Origin of the sequence: Klebsiella sp. CN_Kp097, from assembly GCF_040064495.1 — a bacterium.
GTDB lineage: Bacteria > Pseudomonadota > Gammaproteobacteria > Enterobacterales > Enterobacteriaceae > Klebsiella > Klebsiella aerogenes.
Map to the genome: position 1 here is coordinate 166429 of NZ_JBEAIL010000005.1, position 25911 is coordinate 192339.

At 55.0% G+C, this 25911-nt stretch carries 17 protein-coding genes; 9 read left to right on the forward strand and 8 right to left on the reverse strand.

Annotated elements, in window-relative coordinates:
* Positions 1–6: 6 nt before the first annotated feature.
* From cydC to trxB, 3 genes are all read right to left on the reverse strand, one after another.
* Complete coding sequence (gene cydC / locus ABLV07_RS07540; protein WP_042895421.1) at positions 7–1728, reverse strand: cysteine/glutathione ABC transporter ATP-binding protein/permease CydC; 1722 nt, start codon at positions 1726–1728, stop codon at positions 7–9.
* Positions 1729–3495, reverse strand: coding sequence for a cysteine/glutathione ABC transporter permease/ATP-binding protein CydD (cydD, locus tag ABLV07_RS07545; RefSeq protein ID WP_045411152.1), 1767 nt, complete (start codon positions 3493–3495; stop codon positions 1729–1731). It lies immediately after the preceding gene.
* A gap of 114 nt (positions 3496–3609) precedes the next feature.
* Positions 3610–4578: a thioredoxin-disulfide reductase gene (gene trxB, locus ABLV07_RS07550; RefSeq protein ID WP_015367489.1), complete on the reverse strand. Its 969-nt coding sequence runs from the start codon at positions 4576–4578 to the stop codon at positions 3610–3612.
* A gap of 532 nt (positions 4579–5110) precedes the next feature.
* On the opposite strand from trxB, the gene lrp reads away from it, so the two are divergent.
* From lrp to ABLV07_RS07595, 9 genes are all read left to right on the forward strand, one after another.
* Positions 5111–5605, forward strand: a complete 495-nt coding sequence (gene lrp, locus ABLV07_RS07555) for a leucine-responsive transcriptional regulator Lrp (protein WP_000228469.1) — start codon at positions 5111–5113, stop codon at positions 5603–5605.
* A gap of 135 nt (positions 5606–5740) precedes the next feature.
* Positions 5741–9820, forward strand: a complete 4080-nt coding sequence (ftsK, locus tag ABLV07_RS07560) for a DNA translocase FtsK (protein ID WP_348853465.1) — start codon at positions 5741–5743, stop codon at positions 9818–9820.
* A gap of 122 nt (positions 9821–9942) precedes the next feature.
* Positions 9943–10554, forward strand: coding sequence for an outer membrane lipoprotein chaperone LolA (gene lolA, locus ABLV07_RS07565; RefSeq protein ID WP_015367486.1), 612 nt, complete (start codon positions 9943–9945; stop codon positions 10552–10554).
* Positions 10555–10562: 8 nt separating this feature from the next.
* Positions 10563–11906, forward strand: coding sequence for a replication-associated recombination protein RarA (gene rarA, locus ABLV07_RS07570; RefSeq protein WP_015367485.1), 1344 nt, complete (start codon positions 10563–10565; stop codon positions 11904–11906).
* A 92-nt stretch (positions 11907–11998) separates the two neighbouring features.
* Entirely contained in the window at positions 11999–13291 is a 1293-nt protein-coding gene (serS, locus tag ABLV07_RS07575) for a serine--tRNA ligase (RefSeq protein ID WP_015367484.1), read from the forward strand.
* 194 nt (positions 13292–13485) lie between these two features.
* Positions 13486–15924 carry a dimethylsulfoxide reductase subunit A gene (gene dmsA / locus ABLV07_RS07580; RefSeq protein ID WP_047064286.1) on the forward strand — a complete coding sequence of 813 codons (2439 nt, stop codon included), beginning with the start codon at positions 13486–13488 and terminating at the stop codon, positions 15922–15924.
* A gap of 10 nt (positions 15925–15934) precedes the next feature.
* Positions 15935–16552, forward strand: a complete 618-nt coding sequence (locus ABLV07_RS07585; RefSeq protein ID WP_015367482.1) for a DMSO/selenate family reductase complex B subunit — start codon at positions 15935–15937, stop codon at positions 16550–16552.
* Position 16553: 1 nt separating this feature from the next.
* Positions 16554–17417: a dimethyl sulfoxide reductase anchor subunit family protein gene (locus tag ABLV07_RS07590; protein WP_116326804.1), complete on the forward strand. Its 864-nt coding sequence runs from the start codon at positions 16554–16556 to the stop codon at positions 17415–17417.
* Positions 17418–17690: 273 nt separating this feature from the next.
* Positions 17691–18839, forward strand: a complete 1149-nt coding sequence (locus ABLV07_RS07595) for an MFS transporter (RefSeq protein WP_015367480.1) — start codon at positions 17691–17693, stop codon at positions 18837–18839.
* A 111-nt stretch (positions 18840–18950) separates the two neighbouring features.
* Here ABLV07_RS07595 and pflA read toward each other — a convergent pair whose 3' ends face one another.
* The 5 genes from pflA to ABLV07_RS07620 form a co-directional block, all read right to left on the reverse strand.
* Positions 18951–19691: a pyruvate formate lyase 1-activating protein gene (gene pflA, locus ABLV07_RS07600; protein WP_015367479.1), complete on the reverse strand. Its 741-nt coding sequence runs from the start codon at positions 19689–19691 to the stop codon at positions 18951–18953.
* A 191-nt stretch (positions 19692–19882) separates the two neighbouring features.
* Complete coding sequence (pflB, locus tag ABLV07_RS07605; protein WP_015367478.1) at positions 19883–22165, reverse strand: formate C-acetyltransferase; 2283 nt, start codon at positions 22163–22165, stop codon at positions 19883–19885.
* 51 nt (positions 22166–22216) lie between these two features.
* Positions 22217–23074 carry a formate transporter FocA gene (gene focA, locus ABLV07_RS07610; protein WP_015367477.1) on the reverse strand — a complete coding sequence of 286 codons (858 nt, stop codon included), beginning with the start codon at positions 23072–23074 and terminating at the stop codon, positions 22217–22219.
* Positions 23075–23454: 380 nt separating this feature from the next.
* Positions 23455–25215 carry a 30S ribosomal protein S12 methylthiotransferase accessory factor YcaO gene (gene ycaO, locus ABLV07_RS07615; protein WP_015367476.1) on the reverse strand — a complete coding sequence of 587 codons (1761 nt, stop codon included), beginning with the start codon at positions 25213–25215 and terminating at the stop codon, positions 23455–23457.
* A 137-nt stretch (positions 25216–25352) separates the two neighbouring features.
* Positions 25353–25580 (reverse strand): hypothetical protein, encoded by a 228-nt coding sequence (locus ABLV07_RS07620; protein WP_015367475.1) that lies wholly within the window; start codon positions 25578–25580, stop codon positions 25353–25355.
* Between the last annotated feature and the right edge of the window lie 331 nt (positions 25581–25911).

The following is a 25911-nucleotide window of genomic DNA, read 5'->3' on the forward strand; positions in this document are numbered from 1 at the left end:
AATAGCTTACAGACGTTGCTTAAACTGGTAATAACGGCCCTGTTCCGCCAGCAGCTCTGCGTGACTACCTTGCTCAATAATTTGGCCGTTGTCCATGACTATTATCTGATTAAAACGCGCCAGCCCGCGCAGACGGTGAGTGACCATCAACACGGTTTTATCGCGCATCACTTCACTAAGTAAATCAAGGATCTGGCTTTCCGTTGTTGCATCCAGACCTTCGGTGGGTTCATCAAGCAGCATCAGCGGCGCATCGTGCAATAGCGCGCGGGCGATAGCCAGTCGACGTAATTCGCCGCCGGAAAGCTGACGTCCGCCTTCGCCAAGCCAGCTATTCAGGCCGCTATCTTCAAGCAATTTCTCCAGGCCGACTCGCGCCAGGATATCGGCAAGCCTGGCGTCGCTGACCTGCGGCGCGGCGAGCAGCAGATTATCGCGCAGCGTCGCGCTGAAGAGATGCACCCGCTGCGGCACGACGCTCATCGCCTGGCGCAGTGTCGTTTCAGACAGCTCGCTAAGTGGCTGGCCATTTAGCTGAATCTGACCGTTGGCCGGATCCCAGGCGCGGGTCAATAGCTGCAGCAGAGTCGATTTACCGCAGCCGGTACGGCCAAGAATGGCGATATGCTCGCCTGCCGCGACCTGCAGAGAAATATCTTTTAGCGCCGGGGCCGACTGCTGCGGGTAGCTGAAGGTTACCTCATTCAGGGTAAGCGCTACCTGGGAGAAGCTTTGCGGCGCCTGCTGGCTGAAGGTCACCTCGGGCTGCTGCTCGGTAATCTGTGTAATGCGGCGAGCGGACGCGATGACCTGGCCGAGATGTTGGAAGGCGCCGGTGACCGGCGCCAGCGCTTCAAATGCCGCTAAGGCGCAGAACACGAAGAGGGCGATCAGCGCCCCCGGCTGGCTATTACCGCCAACGCCTTCGGAGGCCATCCACAGCATGGCGATCACTGCGATGCCGCCAATCAGCAGCATCAGCGCCTGCGACAGGGCGGTGAGCTCAGCCTGGCGGCGCTGCGCCTCCTGCCAGCGCTGTTCCGTTTTTTCCATCTGTTTACGGTAGCGATCGCTGGCATTAAACAGCATTAACTCGGCTTGCCCCTGTAGCCAGGAGGTGAGTTGCTGGCGATACTGCCCGCGGAGCTGGGTGATCTGCTCCCCGGTCGGCTTACCGGCACGGTAAAACAGCGGTGGCAGCAGGAGTAGCGTCGCCAGCATAATTCCGCCAAGCGTTAGCGCCAGGGTGACATCGAGTACGCTTAAGCCGATGGTCACCACCAGGATGACCACCAGTGCGCCAACCAGCGGCGAGATCACGCGCAAATAGAGGTGATCCAGCGTATCGACATCTGCCACGATGCGGTTGAGCAACTCACCCTGACGAAAACGCGCCAGCCCGGCAGGGGAGAGCGGCAGTAGTTTGCTAAACGTGGCGACGCGCAGGTGCTGCAATACCCGGAAAGTGGCATCGTGGCTCACCAGACGCTCAAAGTAGCGGCCGGCGGTACGAATAATTGCCGCGCCGCGAACGCCTGCGGCAGGCAGCATGTAGTTAAAACTGTAAATCCCGGCGACCCCGACCACCGCAGAGGCCGACAGGAACCAGCCGGAAAGCGTTAATAGCCCGATACTTGCCAGCAGGGTGACGATAGCCAGCACCACGCCGAGGGTCAGCAGCCATTTGTGGCGTTTGTATAGCGCCAGATAGGGTAACAGTGCGCGCATTTAAATTTCCTCCTGGCGATGGGCTAACAGTGAGGCAAACGCGCCTCCAGCGGCAGAAAGCTGCGCATAGCCGCCTTGCTCGACAATCTGTCCATTCTGCATCACCCAAATAGCATCCCACTCGGCCAGTCCTGCCAGTTGGTGAGTAACCATCAGCGTGGTCTGCTGGGTAGAAGCGTTAGATAGCGCCTGCATCACACGCTGTTCGCTGTGAGCGTCAAGGCTGGCCGCTGGTTCATCAAGCAGCAACAGGCGGCACGGCACCAGCAGCGCGCGCGCAACGGCAATACGCTGAGCCTGGCCGACCGAGAGGCCGCCAGCCTGATCGCCTAACGGGGTATTAATACCTTGTGGCAATTGGGAAATAAACTCGCTGACCCAGGCCTTATCCAGGGCTAGCTGCAGTTGCGCTTCCGTGGCTTCTGGCCACGCTAGCAGCACGTTTTCACGCAGCGTGGCGGCGGGCAGTTGCGGGTTTTGACCGACCCAGCTAATTAGCCGACGCCAGCGTTCAGCATCGAGATCGCGCAGCTCCACGCCGTTAACCTGTAGCGAACCTTCATAGGGAAGAAAGCCTGTCAGCGTATTCAGCAGCGAGCTTTTACCGGAACCGCTCTGGCCGACCAGGACCACGCGCTCGCCAGCGTTCAGGGTGAAACTCAGCGGGCCTGCCAGCGTTTTGCCATCCGGCGATTTCACCATCAGATCGCGGGCTTCGAGGCGAATCAGTTCATGATCGCTTAGCGTTTTCACGCCCCGTTCAGCCTGCGCCAGCGGCGTTTCCATAAAAGTCTTGAGGCTATCCGCTGCGCCAATGGCCTGCGCCTTGGCATGGTAAAATGTGCCTAAATCACGTAGCGGCTGGAAAAACTCCGGCGCCAGTATCAAGGTTAAAAAACCGGACATCAGCGTGACGCCGACGCCGTAGTGGCCGAAGTCGAGCTCGCCGAGGTAGGAAAAACCGAAATAGACCGCCACCAGCGCGATAGAGAGCGAGGTAAAGAACTCCAGCACGCCGGAGGAGAGAAAAGCCAGGCGCAGGACTTCCATCGTCCGCTGGCGGAAATCCTGCGACGCATCGCGGATATTGTTAATTTCCGCCTCGCCGCGGTTGAACAGGCGTAGCGTTTCCATGCCGCGCAGACGGTCGAGGAAGTGGCCGCTAAGGCGACCGAGCGCAAGGAAATTGCGCCGGTTAGCATCGGCGGCGCCCATCCCGACCAGCGCCATAAAGAGCGGGATCAGCGGGGCGGTGCCGAGTAAAATTAGCGCGGCTGCCCAGTTGCTGGGGAAGATAGTGATAACAATCAGCAGCGGCACGCAGGCGGCCAGCGTCATCTGCGGCAGATAGCGCGCGTAGTAATCATGCATATCGTCGATTTGCTCAAGGATGAGCGTCGCCCAACTGCCGGCGGGTTTTCCTTGAATCCAGGCTGGGCCCGCCTGCTGAAGACGGTCAAGCACCTGGCGGCGAATTTCATAACGGATATGCTGGCCGGCGTGGAAGCCGACGCGTTCGCGTAGCCACACCACCCAGGCGCGCAGGATCAGCACCAGCGCCAGCAAGGTAAACGGCAGCAGCAGCGCCGTCGCCGGGATATTTTCCATTATCATTCGGTGAAGTATTCGCGCCAGGAACCACGCCTGAGCGACGATCAATAGACCGCTCACGACGCCCAGCAGGCGAGAAATCATCAACCAGCGACGGGAGATAATGCTTTTTTCTTTTAACCAGCGGGTTAACTCTTGTTGACGGGTTTTATTCATTGCGCGCTTAGCAGGTGTCGTTATGAGATTTTTGGGCATGGCAATGTTACAACGGGGCAAAAATAAAGGCGACTTTTCGTCGCCTTCTTTACCTTTGTTACTGACTTGTAAAGATTATTTGCAAGCGTCAGCTAAACCATCCAGATAGCGTTCCGCGTCCAGCGCCGCCATACAGCCGGTGCCGGCGGAGGTAATCGCCTGACGGTAAATATGGTCCATCACGTCGCCCGCGGCGAACACGCCAGGGATACTGGTTTGCGTGGCGTTGCCGTGGATGCCGGATTGTACTTTGATATAACCGTTTTCCAGCGCTAACTGACCTTCAAAGATAGCGGTGTTCGGGCTGTGTCCAATGGCGACGAACAGACCGGCGACGTCCAGCGTCTCAACGTTATCGCTATTTTTGGTATCGCGCAGACGCAGCCCGCTGACGCCCATCTGGTCGCCGGTGACTTCTTCCAGGGTGCGATCGGTGTGCAGCACGATATTGCCGCTTTCCACTTTATCCATCAGGCGCTTGATCAGGATTTTTTCCGCACGGAAGGTGTCGCGACGGTGGATCAGATGCACTTCAGCAGCGATGTTGGACAGATACAGCGCTTCTTCAACCGCCGTGTTGCCGCCGCCGATGACCGCGACTTTCTGGTTACGATAGAAGAAACCGTCGCAGGTGGCGCAGGCAGAGACGCCGCGTCCTTTGAAAGCTTCTTCAGAAGGCAGACCCAGATAACGGGCGGAAGCGCCGGTAGCGATAATCAGCGCGTCACAGGTGTACTCGCCGCTGTCGCCGACCAGGCGGAACGGACGGTTTTGCAGATCGACGCTGCTGATATGGTCGAAAATAATTTCAGTTTCGAACTTGGTGGCATGCTCGTGCATGCGTTCCATGAGCAGCGGACCGGTCAGATCGTTTGGGTCGCCTGGCCAGTTTTCCACTTCAGTGGTGGTGGTCAGCTGACCGCCTTTTTCCATGCCGGTGATCAGCACCGGCTGCAGGTTTGCGCGCGCAGCATAGACCGCCGCGGTATATCCTGCAGGTCCAGAACCTAGAATAAGCAGTTTACTGTGTTTGGCTGTGCCCATGAGATCCCCATATTTTATTGGCATACATTGGGCTGGATTGTAGGGAATTTGCGGGCGTAAAAAAAGAGCGTAGCGATTTTGTTAACGATATGTGCAATAGAACCCGCCGATGGATTGGCGATTTAACGAGCGGAAAATATAATTAATTCTACTGTTAGCGCCCTGATTATAAGATGAAAACATGAGATTCAGAGGGGGTTGATGATGAATATCTGGCATCTTGTACTAAAAATCGATGTTTTGCTTTGACAATCCCCTGTGCTTTTGCGAAAACATTCATGGAAGAAGAAAAGCAGTGTTTCGCGTGTGGCGAATGTTCATGCACGCAAATGCCATTTTTATCCGGGTCAGCGAAATCTACGCATGGTGTGGACAGACGCCATGCGTGATGTCGGTGACTGCCATCAGGCAACGGGCTTCTCACGTACCCCTGGGTTACTCAACGTCGTACGGGTAATAACGGGATGGGCTCTGGCAGTGAAGGCGCAGAGTCAGAACAGGAGTAGGGAAGGAATACAGAGAGACAATAATAATGGTAGATAGCAAGAAACGCCCTGGCAAAGATCTCGACCGCATCGATCGTAACATTCTGAATGAACTGCAAAAAGACGGGCGTATTTCCAACGTCGAGCTTTCCAAACGGGTGGGACTTTCTCCGACGCCTTGCCTTGAGCGTGTGCGTCGACTGGAAAGACAGGGTTTTATTCAGGGCTATACGGCGCTGCTCAACCCGCATTATCTGGATGCATCACTTCTGGTATTTGTTGAGATTACTCTGAATCGTGGTGCGCCAGATGTGTTTGAGCAATTTAACGCCGCAGTACAAAAACTTGAAGAAATTCAAGAGTGTCACTTGGTATCCGGTGATTTTGACTATCTGTTGAAAACCCGCGTACCGGACATGTCAGCGTATCGTAAATTGCTGGGCGAAACCCTGCTGCGCCTGCCGGGCGTAAACGACACCCGTACCTACGTGGTTATGGAAGAAGTCAAGCAGAGTAATCGTCTGGTAATCAAGACGCGCTAACACGGAACAGGTGCAAAATCGACGTAGTTTGATTACACTCCTGTTAATCCATACAGCAACAGTGCCGGGGAGACCCGGCGCTGTTGTCCGTTTTAGCAGCAGGCAGGAAATTGCCTGATACCTGGAGAGCCTTTCTTGAGCCAGGAATACACCGAAGACAAAGAAGTCAAACTAACGAAGCTAAGCAGCGGGCGCCGCGTTCTTGAGGCGTTACTCATCCTTTGCTCTCTTTTTGCCATCTGGCTGATGGCGGCATTACTGAGCTTTAATCCATCCGATCCCAGTTGGTCACAGACCGCCTGGCATGAGCCTATCCATAATCTGGGCGGCATGCCCGGCGCGTGGCTGGCGGACACGTTATTTTTCATCTTTGGCGTAATGGCCTACACCATCCCCGTGATTATCATCGGCGGCTGCTGGTTTGCATGGCGTCATCAGGAAAATGACGAGTATGTCGATTACTTCGCTGTTTCGTTGCGCCTGATCGGCGCGCTGGCGCTGATCCTCACCTCCTGCGGCCTGGCGGCAATTAACGCCGACGATATCTGGTACTTTGCCTCCGGCGGCGTCATTGGCAGCCTGCTTAGCACCACCTTACAACCCTTGCTGCACAGCAGCGGCGGCACTATCGCCTTGCTCTGTATCTGGGCCGCGGGTTTAACACTGTTTACCGGCTGGTCATGGGTCAGCATTGCCGAGAAACTCGGCGGCGCAATCCTTTCTATTCTGACCTTTGCCAGTAATCGTACCCGTCGGGACGATACCTGGGTTGATGAAGGGGAATATGAAGATGATGAATATGAAGATGAAGAAGACGACGATACCGCACAGCCGCGGGAATCGCGTCGCGCCCGCATCTTACGCAGCGCGCTAGCGCGTCGTAAGCGTCTGGCGGAAAAGTTCGCCAACCCGATGGGGCGTAAAACCGATGCCGCGCTGTTCTCCGGTAAACGTATGGATGATGCGGAAGCAGTACAATACAGCGCCAGCGGCGCGCCTGTCGCTGCGGATGATGTCCTGTTCTCAGGCGCCAGCGCCGCGCGTCCTGGCGATTTAGACCCTTACGATCCGCTACTGAATGGCCATACGGTGGCCGACCCGATCGGCGCCGCCTCCGCCGCTGTCGTTGCGCCGCAGGCATGGGCGGAGCAGGGGACAGGGCAGGCATACCAACCGGAGGCCGCTCACCTGCAACCACCGGTGTATCAGCCTGAATATGCGCCGCAGCAGCCGCCGGTTTATCAACCGGAAGCCGCGCATCCTCAGCAGCCGGCGTATCAGCCTGAGTATGCGCCACAGCAGCCGCCGGTTTACCAGCCGGAAGCCGCGCATCCACAGCAGCCAGTGTATCAGCCGGAATACGCGCCGCAGCAGCAGCCGGTTTATCAGCCGGAAGCCGCACACCTGCAACAACCGGTGTATCAGCCTGAGTATGCGCCGCAGCAGCCGCCGGTTTACCAGCCGGAAGCCGCGCATCCACAGCAGCCGGCGTATCAGCCTGAGTATGCGCCGCAGCAGCCGCCGGTTTATCAGCCGGAAGCCGCGCATCCACAGCTGCCGGCGTATCAGCCTCAGTATGCGCCGCAGCAGCCGCCGGTTTACCAGCCGGAAGCCGCGCACCCACAGCAGCCGATATACCAGCCTGAACCGGCTGTTCAACAACCTGTTTATCATCAGGAACCGGCGCCAGCCGCTGAGCCTGAGGCTCCTCAGGAAGAAACTAAACGCCCGCCGATGTACTACTTCGAGGAAGTCGAAGAGAAGCGCGCGCGCGAGCGTGAGTTGCTGGAATCCTGGTATCAGCCAATCCCTGAACCAGCGAGCCCGGTGGCGACCAAACCGATAACCACCCCGGCTGCCCCATCCAAACCGTCAGTTGATGCCGCCGCCGTGACGGCCGTCGCTGCAGGCGTTCATCAGGCCACCACTTCTGGCAGCGCAGCCGCAGCCGCCTCAGTGGCGTCAACCGCCGCTGACGCAGCGCCAGTTTTCAGCCCGGCATCCAGCGGCCCGCGGGTACAGGTAAAAGAAGGCATTGGTCCGAAATTGCCGCGTCCGAATCGCGTCCGTGTGCCGACGCGTCGGGAGCTTGCTTCCTATGGCATTAAGCTGCCGTCTCAGCGTATTGCTGAAGAGCGCGCGCGTCGGGCCGAGCTTGAACATCATTACGATAATGAGCCGCTGAGTGACGAAGAAGCCGATGCGCTGGAACAGGACGAGCTGGCGCGTCAGTTTGCCGCTACCCAGCAACAGCGCTATGGCGAGTCCTGGGAATCCGAAAGCGATGAGCAGGACGAAGACGCTGCCGCTGAAGCCGAACTGGCGCGCCAGTTTGCCGCGACCCAGCAGCAGCGCTATGCCAGCGAGCAGCCGCCGGGAGCCAATCCCTTCTCACCGGCGGACTATGAGTTCTCGCCGATGAAAACGCTGGTCAATGATGGTCCAAGCGAGCCGTTGTTTACGCCGACGCCGGAAGTGCAGCCCCAGCAACCGGCTCAGCATTATCAACAACCGGCAGCCGCGCCACAGCAGGGTTATCAACCTGCGCAGCCGCCCGTACACCATCAGCCGGTAGCGCCGCAGCCGCAGGCTTACCAGCCTGCGCAGCAGCCAATGCAGCAACAACAGCCAGTTGCTCAGCAGTCTTATCAGCAGCCCGCGCCGTCGCCTCAGGATAGCCTTATTCATCCGCTACTGATGCGTAATGGCGACAGCCGTCCACTGCAAAGACCAACAACGCCGCTGCCGTCGCTGGATCTCTTGACGCCGCCGCCGAGTGAAGTTGAACCTGTTGATACCTTTGCGCTTGAGCAGATGGCGCGTCTGGTTGAAGCGCGTCTCGCCGATTTCCGCATTAAAGCGGATGTGGTGAACTACTCGCCGGGTCCGGTGATCACTCGTTTCGAGCTGAACCTCGCGCCGGGGGTGAAGGCCGCGCGTATCTCTAACCTGTCGCGCGACCTTGCGCGTTCGCTGTCGACCGTGGCGGTGCGTGTGGTGGAAGTTATTCCGGGTAAACCATACGTTGGCCTGGAATTACCGAACAAAAAACGCCAGACCGTATACCTGCGCGAAGTGCTCGATTGTCCGAAATTCCGCGAGAACCCATCGCCGCTTACCGTGGTGCTGGGCAAAGATATCGCCGGCGATCCGGTGGTGGCCGATCTGGCGAAAATGCCGCATCTGCTGGTTGCCGGTACCACTGGTTCTGGTAAATCGGTCGGCGTGAACGCCATGATCCTCAGCATGCTCTATAAGGCGCAGCCGGAAGACGTTCGTTTCATCATGATCGACCCGAAAATGCTTGAGCTGTCGGTGTACGAAGGTATCCCGCACCTGCTGACGGAAGTGGTCACCGACATGAAAGACGCCGCCAATGCGCTGCGCTGGAGCGTCAATGAAATGGAGCGCCGTTATAAGCTGATGTCGGCGCTGGGCGTGCGTAATCTGGCGGGCTACAACGAGAAGATCGCTGAGGCCGCACGCATGGGACGCCCGATCCCGGATCCTTACTGGAAACCGGGCGACAGTATGGACGCCGTGCATCCGGTGCTGGAAAAACTGCCGTACATCGTGGTGCTGGTGGATGAATTCGCCGATCTGATGATGACCGTCGGTAAGAAGGTGGAAGAACTGATTGCGCGTCTGGCGCAGAAAGCGCGCGCGGCTGGCATTCACCTGGTGCTGGCGACCCAGCGTCCGTCGGTTGACGTGATTACCGGTCTTATCAAGGCCAACATTCCGACGCGTATCGCCTTCACCGTATCGAGCAAGATTGACTCGCGTACCATCCTTGACCAGGGGGGCGCAGAATCGCTGCTGGGCATGGGTGATATGCTCTATTCCGGGCCGAACTCCACGATGCCGGTTCGCGTCCATGGCGCGTTTGTCCGTGACCAGGAAGTACACGCCGTGGTGCAGGACTGGAAAGCGCGCGGTCGTCCGCAGTATGTTGACGGTATTACCTCTGATAGCGAAAGCGAAGGCGGTGGTGGCGGCTTTGATGGCGGGGAAGAGCTGGATCCGCTGTTCGATCAGGCGGTCAACTTCGTAACCGAGAAGCGCAAAGCCTCGATCTCGGGGGTGCAGCGTCAGTTCCGTATCGGTTATAACCGCGCGGCGCGTATCATTGAGCAGATGGAAGCTCAGGGGATCGTCAGCGAGCAAGGCCATAACGGTAACCGTGAAGTCCTGGCACCGCCGCCCTTCGAGTAAGTGCAAAGTTCGGTAAATAAGCGCAAAATCAGCCTGTTCTGCTATTCCGTTGCTCTCAACGGCTCTACAGTAGGGACAGAACAGGCTCCCGCGTCGGGAGTGACGCACAATAAGGATCAACAATGAAGAAACTTGCCATCACCTGTGCATTATTGTCTGGCTTCGTGGTAAGCCAGGTTTGGGCAGACGCTGCCGGCGACTTAAAAAGCCGTCTGGATAAAGTCAGCAGCTTCCATGCCAGCTTCACTCAGAAAGTGACCGACGCAAGCGGTAATGCCGTGCAGGACGGGCAGGGCGATTTGTGGGTGAAACGCCCGAATCTGTTCAACTGGCATATGACCCAGCCGGATGAAAGTATTCTGGTATCGGATGGGAAAACGCTGTGGTTCTATAATCCGTTTGTGGAGCAGGCAACCGCGACCTGGCTGAAAAACGCGACCAGCAACACGCCGTTCATGCTGATCGCCCGCAACCAGTCAGCGGACTGGCAGCAATACAACATCAAACAAAACGGCGATGATTTTGTGCTGACGCCGAAAAGCGGTAACGGCAACCTCAAGCAGTTCACAATCAATGTGGGCCGTGACGGTACTATCCATCAGTTCAGCGCCGTCGAGCAAGACGACCAGCGCAGCAGCTATCAGCTGAAGTCGCAGCAGAATGGCGCCGTCGACGCATCTAAGTTCACTTTTACGCCGCCGCAAGGGGTGACGGTGGACGATCAACGTAAGTAGAGGCGAATGTGAGCAACTTTTCGCTCGATTTTTCCGATAATGCATTTCAACCTCTGGCCGCCCGTATGCGGCCAGAAAATTTAGCGCAGTACATTGGCCAGCAGCACCTGCTGGCGCCGGGTAAACCGCTGCCGCGGGCGATTGAGGCAGGGCATCTGCACTCGATGATCCTGTGGGGGCCGCCGGGCACGGGTAAAACTACCCTTGCGGAAGTGATCGCTCGCTACGCCAATGCTGATGTCGAGCGTATTTCGGCTGTTACATCTGGCGTCAAAGAGATCCGCGAAGCTATCGAACGTGCGCGGCAAAATCGCAACGCTGGTCGACGCACTATCCTGTTTGTTGATGAAGTGCATCGTTTCAATAAAAGCCAGCAGGATGCCTTTCTGCCGCACATCGAAGACGGCACTATTACTTTTATTGGCGCGACGACTGAAAACCCGTCATTCGAACTTAATTCCGCTTTGCTCTCCCGCGCCCGAGTCTATTTGCTCAAATCACTGACCACGGACGATATCGAGCAGGTGCTCAACCAGGCGATGAGCGATAAAGCGCGAGGCTACGGTGGGCAAGATATTATCCTGCCGGATGAAACCCGCAAAGCGATTGCCGAGCTGGTCAACGGCGATGCGCGCCGGGCGTTGAACACGCTGGAAATGATGGCCGATATGGCTGAAAACGACGATTCAGGCAAGCGAGTGCTGAAAGCGGAACTGCTTACCGAAATTGCCGGCGAGCGTAGTGCGCGTTTTGATAATAAAGGCGACCGTTTTTACGATCTTATATCCGCGTTACATAAGTCCGTGCGCGGTAGCGCGCCGGATGCGGCGCTGTACTGGTACGCACGGATTATTACCGCAGGCGGCGATCCGTTGTATGTTGCTCGCCGTTGTCTGGCTATCGCGTCTGAGGATGTCGGCAACGCCGATCCTCGCGCCATGCAGGTAGCCATTTCCGCGTGGGATTGTTTTACTCGCGTTGGGCCGGCGGAAGGTGAGCGGGCTATCGCTCAGGCGATTGTTTATCTGGCCTGCGCGCCGAAGAGCAACGCGGTCTACACCGCCTTTAAGGCCGCGCTGGCCGACGCCCGCGATCGCCCTGATTACGACGTGCCGGTTCATTTACGCAATGCGCCGACCAAACTCATGAAAGAGATGGGCTATGGTCAGGAATACCGCTACGCGCACGATGAACCTAACGCCTACGCCGCCGGCGAGCAGTATTTCCCGCAGGAAATGGCGCAAACGCGCTATTATCAGCCAACAAACAGGGGGCTCGAGGGCAAAATCGCTGAAAAGCTCGCCTGGCTTGCCGAACTGGATCAAAATAGCCAGATAAAACGCTACCGCTAATTGTGGCGTTGCGGTAAGGTTATTACCTATATTTCCGTGGCCGTAGTTTGCGGCCATTTTTCCTATTTAAATTCGATAAGCACAGGATAAGCATGCTCGATCCCAATCTGCTGCGTACCGAGCCAGACGCAGTCGCAGAAAAACTGGCACGCCGGGGCTTTAAGCTGGATGTAGATAAACTGCGCGCTCTTGAAGAGCGTCGTAAAGTTCTGCAGGTTCAAACCGAAAACCTGCAGGCGGAGCGTAACTCCCGATCGAAATCCATTGGCCAGGCGAAAGCGCGCGGGGAAGATATCGAGCCATTACGCCTGGAAGTGAACAAGCTTGGCGAACAGCTGGATGCCGCAAAGTCCGAGCTGGAAACGCTGCTGGCGGAAATTCGCGATATCGCGCTGGCGATCCCGAACATTCCTCACGATGACGTGCCGGTGGGACGTGACGAAAACGACAACGTTGAAGTCAGCCGCTGGGGTACGCCGCGTCAGTTCGATTTCGAGGTGCGCGACCACGTTACGCTGGGTGAAATGCATGGGGGGCTGGATTTCGCCGCCGCCGTTAAGCTGACCGGTTCCCGTTTCGTGGTGATGAAAGGCCAGCTGGCTCGCCTGCACCGCGCGCTGGCGCAGTTTATGCTGGATCTGCACACCGAACAGCACGGCTATAGCGAGAACTATGTTCCTTATCTGGTGAACCAGGACACGCTGTATGGTACTGGCCAGTTGCCGAAATTCGCCGGCGACCTGTTCCATACTCGTCCGCTGGAAGAAGAAGCCGATAGCAGCAACTATGCGTTGATTCCGACCGCCGAAGTGCCGCTGACTAACCTGGTCCGCGACGAAATCATCGACGAAGACGATCTGCCGATTAAAATGACCGCCCATACTCCGTGCTTCCGTTCTGAAGCGGGTTCGTATGGTCGTGATACCCGCGGTCTGATCCGTATGCACCAGTTCGACAAAGTTGAAATGGTGCAGATCGTACGTCCGGAAGACTCTATGGCGGCGCTGGAAGAGATGACCGGCCACGCTGAGAAGGTTCTGCAACTGCTGGGTCTGCCGTACCGTAAGGTAGCGCTGTGTTCCGGCGATATGGGCTTTAGCGCCTGTAAAACCTATGACCTCGAAGTGTGGGTTCCGGCGCAGGATACCTATCGCGAAATTTCTTCCTGCTCCAACGTCTGGGATTTCCAGGCGCGTCGTATGCAGGCGCGTTGCCGCAGCAAGTCCGACAAAAAGACTCGTCTCGTTCACACTTTGAATGGTTCTGGTCTGGCGGTTGGCCGTACGCTGGTTGCGGTGATGGAAAACTATCAGCAGGCCGATGGCCGTATCGAGATCCCGGAAGTCCTGCGCCCGTATATGCGCGGCCTCGAGTATATCGGGTAATCTTTTCTGCTCTTTCCTTAAAAGCGCCTGCGGGCGCTTTTTTTATATCCTTATTGATACCGGGCAATAATCCATTCAGTGAATCCGGTGATACTCCCTTTGGATTAATACAGCATAAAAAGCCAATAAAATCCGATATATATAAAATTATATAACGATTGTCAGCTTATTGTGAGCAACCAAAGCGAGTATCTATGAAAATCAAAGCCCCCGATGCTTTACTGGCTGCCGAAGTTAGCCGACGTGGTTTAATGAAAACCACGGCGATAGGCGGCCTGGCGATGGCCAGCAACGCATTGACCTTGCCCTTCACGCGTATTGCGCACGCCGCTGATACGCTGGCGCCAGTGAGTGAGAAAGTGGTCTGGAGCGCCTGCACCGTAAACTGCGGCAGCCGCTGTCCGCTGCGCATGCACGTGGTTGATGGTGCGATTAAGTACGTAGAAACCGATAATACCGGCGATGATAACTACGACGGTCTGCATCAGGTTCGCGCCTGTCTGCGAGGCCGCTCTATGCGCCGCCGCGTCTATAACCCTGACCGGCTGAAATATCCGATGAAGCGCGTCGGCAAACGCGGTGAAGGAAAATTTGAACAAATTAGCTGGGAAGAGGCGTTCGACACTATCGCCAGCAATATGCAGCGTCTGATTAAAGATTATGGCAACGAATCTATCTATCTGAACTACGGAACCGGTACGCTCGGCGGGACTCTGACTCGTTCCTGGCCGCCAGGAAAAACGCTGATTGCTCGTCTGATGAACTGCTGCGGCGGCTATCTCAATCATTATGGCGACTATTCATCGGCGCAGATTGCGGCTGGTTTGAATTACACCTATGGCGGTTGGGCCGATGGCAATAGCCCGTCGGATATCGAAAACAGTCAGTTGGTGGTGCTGTTTGGCAATAACCCTGGCGAAACGCGCATGAGCGGCGGCGGGGTGACTTACTACCTTGAACAGGCGCGGCAGAAATCCAATGCCCGCATGATCATTATCGATCCGCGTTATACCGATACCGGCGCCGGGCGTGAAGATGAATGGATCCCGATTCGTCCGGGAACCGACGCGGCGCTTATTTCAGCGCTGGCTTGGGTGATGATTACTGAAAATCTGGTCGATCAGCCCTTCCTCGATAAATACTGCGTCGGCTACGATGAGAAAACCCTGCCTGCCGATGCGCCGGCGAATGGACATTATAAAGCTTACATCCTTGGTCAGGGTTCCGACGGTATCGCTAAAACGCCGGAGTGGGCATCCACCATTACCGGGATACCTCGTGAGCGCATTGTGAAGCTGGCTCGCGAGATAGCGACGGCGAAACCGGCGTATATCAGCCAGGGGTGGGGACCTCAGCGTCACGCCAACGGCGAAATCGCCACCCGCGCCATCTCCATGCTCGCCATTCTGACTGGCAACGTAGGGATTAACGGCGGCAATAGCGGCGCGCGTGAAGGTTCATATAGCCTGCCGTTCGAACGTATGCCGACGCTGGAAAATCCGGTTGAGACCAGCATCTCTATGTTTATGTGGACCGATGCGATTGAACGTGGTCCGGAAATGACCGCGCTGCGTGATGGCGTACGCGGCAAAGATAAGCTCGACGTGCCGATCAAGATGATCTGGAACTACGCGGGTAACTGCCTTATCAACCAGCACTCCGAGATCAACCGCACCCACGAAATCCTGCAGGACGATAAGAAGTGCGAAATGATCGTGGTAATCGACTGCCACATGACGTCGTCTGCGAAATACGCCGATATTCTGCTGCCGGACTGTACCGCCTCTGAGCAGATGGACTTCGCGCTGGACGCCTCCTGCGGCAATATGTCCTATGTCATCTTTGCCGACCAGGCGATCAAACCGCGTTTCGAATGCAAAACCATCTATGAGATGACCACCGAGTTGGCGAAACGCATGGGGGTGGCGGAGAAATTTACCGAAGGCCGGACTCAGGAAGGATGGATGCGCTATTTGTATGAGCAGTCGCGGAAAGCGATTCCCGAACTTCCGGATTTCGATACTTTCCGCCAGCAGGGCATCTTCAAGCAGCGTGACCCGCAAGGTCATCATGTGGCGTATAAAGCCTTCCGTGAAGATCCGCAGGCCAACCCGCTGACCACGCCATCGGGCAAAATCGAGATCTATTCCCAGGAGCTCGCTAAAATCGCCGCGACCTGGGAGCTGCCGGAAGGCGATGTCATCGATCCGCTGCCGATCTACACTCCTGGGTTTGAAAATTACAACGATCCGTTGTCCGCCAAATATCCGTTACAGCTGACGGGATTCCACTACAAGTCTCGTGTCCACTCAACTTATGGCAACGTTGATGTCCTGCAGGCAGCCTGCCGTCAGGAAATGTGGATCAATCCGATCGATGCGCACAAACGCGGCATCGCCAATGGCGATCGCATTCGCATTTTCAACGACCGCGGCGAAGTCCATATCGAAGCGAAAGTGACGCCGCGTATGATGCCGGGCGTTGTCGCGTTGGGCGAGGGCGCCTGGTATAACCCGGACGCTTCACGCGTGGATCAGGCCGGCAGCATTAACGTGCTGACGACTCAACGTCCGTCGCCGTTGGCGAAAGGCAACCCATCGCATACCAACCTCGTCCAGGTTGAAAAGCTGTAAGGAGTAACCGATGACAACTCAGTATGGATTTTTTATCGATTCCGCCCGTTGCACCGGTTGCAAAACCTGCGAGCTGGCCTGTAAAGACTACAAGAACCTGACGCCGGACGTCAGCTTCCGTCGTATCTATGAGTATGCCGGCGGCGACTGGCAGGAGGACAACGGCGTCTGGAATCAGAACGTTTTTGCCTACTACCTTTCCATCGCCTGTAACCACTGCGAAGACCCGGCGTGCACCAAGGTCTGCCCGAGCGGGGCGATGCACAAGCGCGAAGATGGTTTTGTGGTGGTCAATGAAGAGGTGTGCATTGGCTGCCGCTACTGCCATATGGCCTGCCCGTATGGCGCGCCGCAGTACAACGCCGCTAAAGGGCATATGACCAAATGCGACGGCTGTCACGAACGCGTCGCACAAGGCAAGAAACCGATTTGCGTCGAGTCCTGCCCGCTGCGGGCGCTGGACTTCGGGCCGATTGCCGAACTGCGTGAAAAGCACGGCCAACTGGCCGCCGTGGCGCCGCTGCCGTCGGCGCACTTCACCAGGCCGAGCATTGTGATAAAACCAAACGCCAACAGCCGTCCGTGCGGCGATACCACCGGCTATCTGGCCAATCCGAAGGAGGTCTAAAATGGGAAATGGATGGCATGAATGGCCGCTGATGATTTTCACGGTCTTCGGTCAATGCGTCGCCGGGGGCTTTATCGTTCTCGCGCTGGCGTTGATGAAGGGCGAACTTTCGCGCGAGCAGCAGCGGCAGGTGATAATGAGCATGTTTGGGCTATGGGTATTAATGGGGATCGGTTTTATCGCCTCCACCATGCACCTTGGTTCGCCAATGCGCGCGTTTAATTCGCTGAATCGCGTTGGCGCATCCTCGTTAAGCAATGAAATAGCCAGCGGCGCGCTTTTCTTCGCCGTCGGCGGGATTGGCTGGCTGCTGGCGGTGGTAAATAAATTACCGTCCGGGCTGCGTAATCTGTGGCTGGTCGTCACCATGATCCTCGGCGTCATCTTTGTCTGGATGATGATCCGCGTATATAACACTATCGATACCGTACCCACCTGGTACACCATCTGGACACCGCTCAACTTCTTCCTGACCCTGTTTATCGGCGGGCCGCTGTTGGGTTACCTGCTGCTGCGTGTCGCGGGTGTGGACGGTTGGGCGATGCGTTTATTGCCGGTGATCATGCTGGTGGCGTTGGTGATTAGCGTGACCGTCGTGCTGATTCAGGGCAGCGAGTTGGCGACGATCCATAGTTCAATCCAACAGGCCTCGGCGCTGGTGCCGAATTATGGTTCCTTAATGGCATGGCGGACGGTCGCGTTAGTGCTGGCGTTGGTCTGCTGGATTGTACCGCAGCTTAAAGGTTATCAACCCGCATTGCCGCTGCTGGGGCTGGCTTTTGTACTGGTGCTGGTCGGCGAGATGATTGGCCGCGGCGTATTCTATGGTCTGCATATGACCGTCGGTATGGCTATCGCCAGTTAATAACGTGAAATCACGCCGGAAGCCTATTCCGGCGTGATTAAAAAATGCGGTTGATTCATGAAATTTTTCTACTGATATTCCCACTATAGTTTTCCAATAAATTAATAAAAACAATGGAATAATATAAAGAATAATTCCGTTGCCGTTCCGCTGGATAAAAAACTTCTATCGTTGCCCTGAAAACCGCGTCAGGCCTGAATTCTGGCGGATTGACAATGTTTACAGCAGTGGCATGATGCGCACGAAATCTGAACTTCCTCACGGTTAATACCCATGACCATCTACACTCGCCCAGTGCAAATGTTGCTCTGTGGCCTGCTTCTGTTGACGCTGGCAATCGCGGTTTTAAATACGCTTGTCCCGCTGTGGCTCGCCCATGAAAATATGCCAACCTGGCAGGTTGGGATGGTCGGCTCTTCTTATTTCACCGGTAATCTGGTGGGAACACTATTTGCCGGCTGGGTCATTAAACGTCTGGGGTTTAACCGTAGCTATTATCTGGCGTCATTAATTTTTGCTGTCGGCTGCGTTGGTCTGGGTATCACACTCGGCTTCTGGACATGGCTGAGCTGGCGTTTTATCGCCGGCGTGGGCTGTGCAATGATTTGGGTGGTGGTCGAAAGCGCACTGGTGTGCAGCGGTACTTCCCGCAGCCGCGGTCGACTGCTGGCGGCGTACATGATGGTCTATTACATCGGTACTGTATTGGGCCAACTGATGGTCAGCAAATTACCGACCGATTTAATGAGCGTGCTGCCGTGGGTTACCGGCCTGGCGCTGGCGGCGATCCTGCCGCTGATGTTTACACGTATTATGAGCCAGGCCGACGAGCCGCATGAAACGGTACGTATCTGGCCGATGCTGAAACTGCGTCAGGCACGTCACGGTGTGAATGGCTGCATCATCTCCGGCATCGTGCTTGGTTCACTGTACGGCCTGATGCCGCTGTGGCTAAATCATCAGGGCGTCAGCGATTCGGGTATTGGTTTCTGGATGGCGGTGATGGTTAGCGCAGGCATTCTCGGGCAGTGGCCGGTCGGGCGTCTGGCTGACCGCTATGGCCGCCTGCTGGTGCTGCGCGTACAGGTCTTTGTGGTGATTCTGGGCTGTCTGGCGATGCTGAGCCAGGCGGCAATGGCGCCAGCGCTTTTTGTGCTCGGCGCATCCGGTTTTACTCTGTATCCGGTGGCGATGGCCTGGGCCTGCGAGAAGGTTGAACACCATCAACTGGTGGCGATGAACCAGGCGCTGCTGATGAGCTATACCATCGGCAGTCTGCTGGGGCCGACCCTGACGGCGATGTTGATGCAGAACTTCTCGGATAATCTGCTGTTTATCATGATCGCCAGCGTATCGTTTATCTATCTGCTGACCCTGCTGCGCAAAGCCGGACATCACCCGACGCCGGTGGCACACGCGTAACCAATCTTTCTGCGGGCAGACGGTATCGCGCTCATGATGAGGCGTTATCGGCGGGATTGATACTATTATAGTTGCGGGCCGTGGTGAGAGTACCTCCGGCCCGCAGCCGGTTTAGTACATCACCTTATGGCCATATTGCTCCAGGATGCCTTTTACCCGCTCCATGGTCTCTTTCTTCGGTGGGTGTACGCCGTCAAGTTTGTACTCTTCGCCCATTGCCACCCATTTGTGTTTACCCAGCTCATGGTAGGGCAGGAGTTCGATTTTCTCGACGTTACCCATATCGCGGGTAAACTCACCCAGACGATGTGCGGAATCGTCATCATCAGACCAGCCGGGAACCACGACGTAGCGGATCCACACGTTAATCCCTTTCTTCGACAGATACTGTGCGAACTCCAGCGTACGATGGTTAGAAACGCCGACCAGGTTCTGGTGGATTTCATCGTTCATCTGCTTAAGGTCAAGCATCACCAGATCGGTGACTTCCAGCAGCTCGTCAATCACCGGATCGTAGCGACGTACGAAGCCGTTGGTATCCAGGCAGGTGTGGATACCTTCTTTTTTACAGGCGCGGAACCAGTCGCGGACAAATTCAGCCTGCAGGATCGCCTCGCCGCCGGAGGCGGTGACGCCACCGCCGGAAGCATTCATAAAGTGGCGATAGGTCACCACTTCTTTCATCAATTCTTCAACGGTGATTTCTTTACCGCCATGGGTATCCCAGGTGTCGCGGTTATGGCAGTAAAGGCAGCGCATCAGGCAGCCCTGGAAGAAGGTAATAAAGCGGATGCCTGGGCCATCGACGGTGCCACAGGATTCAAAGGAGTGAATACGACCAATAGTTGACATTGCGGTGATATCTCCGGGTTCGGCCCTCCAGGGCCTATGATGCACAGCTCAAACCGGCTGTGTTAAGTCTGTTTTGACAGGTACCCAAAGTATAGATAACTGGCAAAGCAGGCTGGGGCAGGGAATCACGTGTTAAAAAGGCCCCACTGATGTGGGGCCTTTATTGTACGCTTTTTCAGTCAGACAGGGAATTACATGGTCTGAGTGAAGGTACGGGTAATAACATCCTGCTGCTGTTCTTTAGTCAGGGAGTTAAAACGTACTGCGTAGCCAGATACACGGATGGTCAGCTGCGGATATTTTTCCGGGTTTTCCATCGCGTCGAGCAGCATTTCGCGGTTCATGACGTTCACGTTCAGGTGCTGACCACCTTCGATGGACGCTTCGTGGTGGAAGTAACCATCCATCAGGCCCGCCAGGTTGGTCTTACGAACTTCGTCATCTTTACCCAGCGCGTTCGGCACGATAGAGAAGGTGTAAGAGATACCATCTTTAGCGTAAGCAAACGGCAGTTTAGCAACGGAAGTCAGAGAGGCTACAGCGCCTTTCTGGTCACGGCCGTGCATCGGGTTAGCACCTGGTCCGAACGGCGCGCCAGCGCGACGACCATCTGGGGTGTTACCGGTTTTCTTACCATACACAACGTTAGAGGTGATGGTCAGAACGGACTGAGTCGGGATAGCGTTGCGGTAGGTGTGCAGTTTCTGAATTTTCTTCATGAAACGTTCAACCAGGTCAACGGCCATGTCATCGACGCGAGCATCGTTGTTACCAAACTGCGGGTATTCGCCTTCGATTTCGAAGTCAACAGCCAGACCGTCTTCGTCACGAATCGGTTTAACTTTCGCATATTTGATAGCAGACAGGGAGTCAGCAGCAACGGACAGACCTGCGATACCACACGCCATGGTGCGGATAACGTCACGGTCGTGCAGCGCCATCAGAGAGGCTTCGTAGCTGTACTTGTCGTGCATGTAATGAATGATGTTCAGCGCGGTGACGTACTGTTTAGCCAGCCAGTCCATGAAGTGATCCATGCGCTCCATAACTTCGTCGAAGTTCAGGACGTCGCCTTTGATCGGTTCAGATTTCGGACCAACCTGCATTTTCAGTTTTTCATCAACGCCGCCGTTGATAGCATACAGCATGGTTTTCGCGAGGTTAGCGCGAGCGCCGAAGAACTGCATTTGTTTACCAACAATCATCGGGCTTACGCAGCATGCGATAGCGTAATCGTCGTTGTTGAAGTCCGGGCGCATCAGGTCATCGTTCTCGTACTGCAGAGAAGAGGTATCGATGGATACTTTAGCGGCGAATTTCTTAAAGCTCAGCGGCAGTTTTTCAGACCACAGGATAGTGATGTTCGGCTCCGGAGACGGCCCCATGGTGTACAGGGTGTTCAGGAAGCGGAAGCTGTTTTTGGTTACCAGAGTACGGCCGTCAACGCCCATACCACCGATAGATTCCGTTGCCCAAATCGGGTCGCCGGAGAACAGTTCATCATATTCCGGGGTACGCAGGAAGCGAACCATACGCAGTTTCATGACCAGGTGGTCAACCATTTCCTGCGCGTCTTGCTCGGTGATTTTACCCGCCTGCAGGTCACGTTCGATGTAGATATCCAGGAAGCTGGAAGTACGACCGAAGGACATTGCCGCGCCGTTCTGAGATTTAACGGCGGCCAGGTAACCGAAGTAGGTCCACTGAATAGCTTCCTGAGCGGTAGTCGCCGGACCGGAGATGTCGTAGCCATATTTAGCCGCCATCTCTTTGATCTGACCCAGCGCGCGATGCTGTTCAGCAATTTCTTCACGCAGACGGATGGTTGCTTCCAGATCTTCGCCGCTTTCCAGTTTCGCCTGCAGCGAGTTGAACTGGGCGAATTTGTCCTTCATCAGGAAGTCGATACCGTACAGCGCAACGCGACGATAGTCACCGATGATACGACCACGGCCGTAGGCATCCGGCAGACCGGTCAGCACGCCGGATTTACGGCAGCGCAGGATGTCCGGGGTATATACGTCGAAAACGCCCTGGTTGTGAGTTTTACGGTACTCGGTGAAGATTTTTTTCAGCATCGGGTCCAGTTCGCGATTGTACGCTTTGCAGGAACCTTCAACCATTTTGATACCGCCGAACGGGATAATCGCACGTTTCAGCGGAGCTTCGGTTTGCAGACCAACGATTTTCTCGAGCGCTTTCTCGATGTAGCCCGCGTCGTGAGAAGTGATGGTGGATGCGAGGGAAGTGTCGAAATCAACAGGCGCGTGAGTGCGGTTTTCCTGTTTAACGCCTTCCATTACGCTGTCCCACAGCTTGGTGGTCGCATCAGTTGCGCCAGCCAGGAAGGATTCGTCACCTTCATATGGGGTGTAGTTTTTCTGGATAAAGTCACGTACGTTGACTTCGTTCTGCCAGTCACCTTTCGCAAAACCTTCCCAGGCTGTGGCTAACTTTTCATTAAGCTCGGACATGTAACACCTACCTTCTTAAGTGGATTTTTTATTTACTGCCTGAGACAACCATTAATGATGATCGTCGCCACGCAGGTAAATGACCCAGTATGTCAACCCAACCAACAAACCACCGCCGATGATGTTTCCGATAGTGACTGGAATCAGGTTATCAGTGATGAAGTTCATAACGGTTAAGTGAGAAAAACTCTCCGGAGTTGAACCGATAGCGGTCCAGAATTCCGGGCTTGCAAAGTTGCGAATTACGATACCCATCGGGATCATAAACATATTAGCGATGCTGTGTTCAAAGCCGCTGGCGACAAACATCGCAACCGGCAACACCATGATCATCGCTTTGTCCATCAGGCTGCGGCCGGAGTAACTCATCCAGACAGCCAGACAAACCATCAGGTTCGCCAGGATACCCAGGCAGACGGCTTCAATAAACGTATGGTGCATTTTGTGGTCTGCAGTTTGCAGAACATTTAAGCCCCAGCCGCCGTTGGCCGTCATATACTCGCCGGATAACCACATTAATAATACGAATAGCAGTGCGCCGATGAGGTTTCCAACATAGACGTTAAGCCAGTTTTTTGCCAGCTGACCCCAGGTAATACGCCCGCTGGCTTTCGCCACGACGATCAGTACGGTAGAGGTGAAGAGGTCAGCACCGCAGATAACGCAAAGAATCAGACCTAGTGAGAAGCATACCCCGCCGATAAGTTTGGCAATCCCGAATGGCATTGCGGCAGTACCGGTGGTCGCCGTGATATAAAACACAAAAGCGATGGAGATGAAGACACCGGCGGTAATCGCCAGATAAAACGTCTTCAGCGGATGTTTCGTCGCTTTATAGACACCTGCTTCTTCGGCGACTTTCGCCATCGCGGCAGGGAGTAAAAGATCAAAAGGGTTGTCAGCTTTCACACTAACTCTCTCTTTATATAAGTTGGCGGTGTGATACTAACAAAGCATTATAGAAGGGAATTTGATGTAGATCATATCCTACCGGAGTCATAGGCCCATTTTGCGTGTGGAATTAGCCTGTTATTGCTTTATCTTTTTGATTTTTAATAAAAAACTAAATTTTAATATTTATAAATAATGTTGAAGATTTCCATGAGTGACCATTGATTACGGTTAATTAGAATGGAGTATTTTTATTAAAATTAACAATCTAAATATCACCAAATATTGTTTTTTACTTAAAGTTAACTCATGGGCTACAAAATGGCATGGTTTTGGCTAAAATCATAAGAAAACGGAGCCGCTGTCGGCTCCGTACGTTATTTTTTACCTATAAAGGGTTATTTGGCCCAGAAGGCCGCTTTTGCACGTTGTAGCTTTTCGTAGGCCTTCAGTAAAGATTGATGCGCCGGGAAAGCGTGTAGATCGCTATCGACCGCCTGCAGGCCATAGAACGGCGCTTCGCCGCTCAGAGCGGCGCTCGCGGCTTCTACTGCATCCGCGCCATACATACGGATGAAGGCATTCAGATACTGTAACGGCTGGCGTTCTTCTTCCTGGCTAAGCAGCAGCAACGTTTGCAGGCAACGATAATAGTTGGCGCGCTCAGGGCTGAAGATGGAGGCATTGAATTCCATGGTCCACTCCGTCCAAATCAACGCCTGATCTAGGTCGCCGCCGGCCAACGCCAGCATCGCTTTTAGCTCGCCGATGCGCAGGGTATACCAGCCGTTGTCTTTGCCGGTTGCCAGTCCTAACAGCTCGCGTACACGCGTGAAGTCATCAAGACCTTCGTCGTCCATTTGCTCAATAAGCGCCAGATAATCTTCTTTTTCCCACTCGCTACCCGGCAGGGAGAGAATAGTGTCGCGCAGATGCGCGCCCATGCTGTTGTTTGCAAGCCACAGGTCTTCCGCCGGATAAATATCGGACATCCCTGGAACGATGATTCGGCAGGCATAGACGCTCAGATGTTCGTAGTCGGCGATATAGACTTCTTTATCTTCTGCTTTGAAGATAGCCATCAGGGTGGCGAACTCTTCTTCAGTCGTGCCGGAGAAATTCCAGTCTACAAACGGATAGTCGGCATCCTGTTTGAACATATCCCAGGAGATCAGGCCGCTGGAATCAATGAAGTGAGTTTCCAGGTTGGCGTGCTCGGCGACTTCTTCGTCATCAAAGGTCGGCGGGGTAAAGACGTCGAGGTCTTTCAGGCTGCGGCCCTGTAGCAGTTCGGTGACGGTACGCTCCAGCGCCACGCCGAAATCCGGATGGGCGCCGAAAGAGGCGAAGCAGGTGCCGTTAGCCGGGTTAAACAGAACCACGCAAATAACCGGGTATTTGCCGCCCAATGAGCCATCGTAAGCGAAGATCGGGAAACCTTCAGCTTCAAGTTTAGCGATAGATTCAACGACGCCCGGATAGCGCGCCATCACTTCCGCCGGGATCTCCGGCAGGCTGATGCTCTCTGCGATGATACGGTTTTTGATATGACGCTCAAAGACTTCAGACAAGCCCTGCACGCGCGCTTCATTCGGGGTATTACCCGCTGACATGCCGTTAGAAACGTACAAGTTGCCGACGATATTCATCGGAATATAAACAGTTTCGCCGTCGGATTGACGGGTAAACGGCAGGCCGCAAACGCCGCGCTCGTCATTACCGGATTGCAAATCCACGAGCATGCTGGCGGTCAGCTGATCGTCCGGATCGTAAAAGGCGCGCAGGCGGGCATCCAGCAGGCCTTCCGGTACTTCATCATCTTCGGTCAACGGGAACCACTTTTCGTTCGGATAATGAACAAATGGACCGTTGGCGATGGTTTCGCCTAACCAGAAGTCCGCGAAGAAGTAGTTGGTGGACAGACGTTCGAAATATTCGCCCAGCGCGGAAGCCAGCGCCGCCTTTTTCGTCGCGCCTTTACCATTGGTAAAGCACAGCGCGCACTCTTTATCGCGAATGTGAACGGACCACACGTGTGGTACCGGGTTCAGCCACGAGGCCTCTTCGATATCAAATCCGAGGTCGAGCAGTTTCTGCTGGAAGCGAGCGATGGAATCTTCCAGGGCGGCATCTTTGCCGGGGATAAATGTCTGGGTCATAGCAATTCGTTTATTGTTGGCAGGATGGGCAATGATACGGGTTTTACCGGTAAGTGGCTATGTCGTTAGCCGCGCTAAGGGATAAAAAGAGAAGAGCGATAAATGGCATGCGGAGAAACTCCACATGCCATAGCAAGTTACAGGATTGGCGTACAAATGCTAACGATCATAGCGGCGCCAGCAAGACTGGTACCGACGATGCCTGCCGCCATCACTGCGAAGCCTGCCCCCAGCGTAAAGGGCCCGGTAATCGCGCCGATGACAATTGTCGGGATACTGACCAGCAAACCAATTGCTGCCGGAATGGATAACAGGCCAAAACCGCCGCTCACATCAGACATTTCGTTATAGGTTAATTCACGCATAACTATTCCTTTAAAAGTGATTAATACCAGTCTTCATCGGCTGGCTTAAAAATTTTAATGATCTGGAAATGCAGCGGTAAATGGCGATGCTCTCGCGGAAACATAATTCATGAAGAATTAAGATAATATTCAAGTATTAAATGAGTTGACGGATTGCGCTATGGCGAGATCGTTACCTGTGAATGTAGTGGATAACTATTTATGCCGTGGGTCAAAATCCGGAATGGGTGACGGAACACAGGCTAAAAAGCGATTCTCTTGCAGCAATTATGTCGGTTTAATGACGTCAAGCTGGTTGATTCTTTTGTGTGACGATGGCCTCATTTATGGG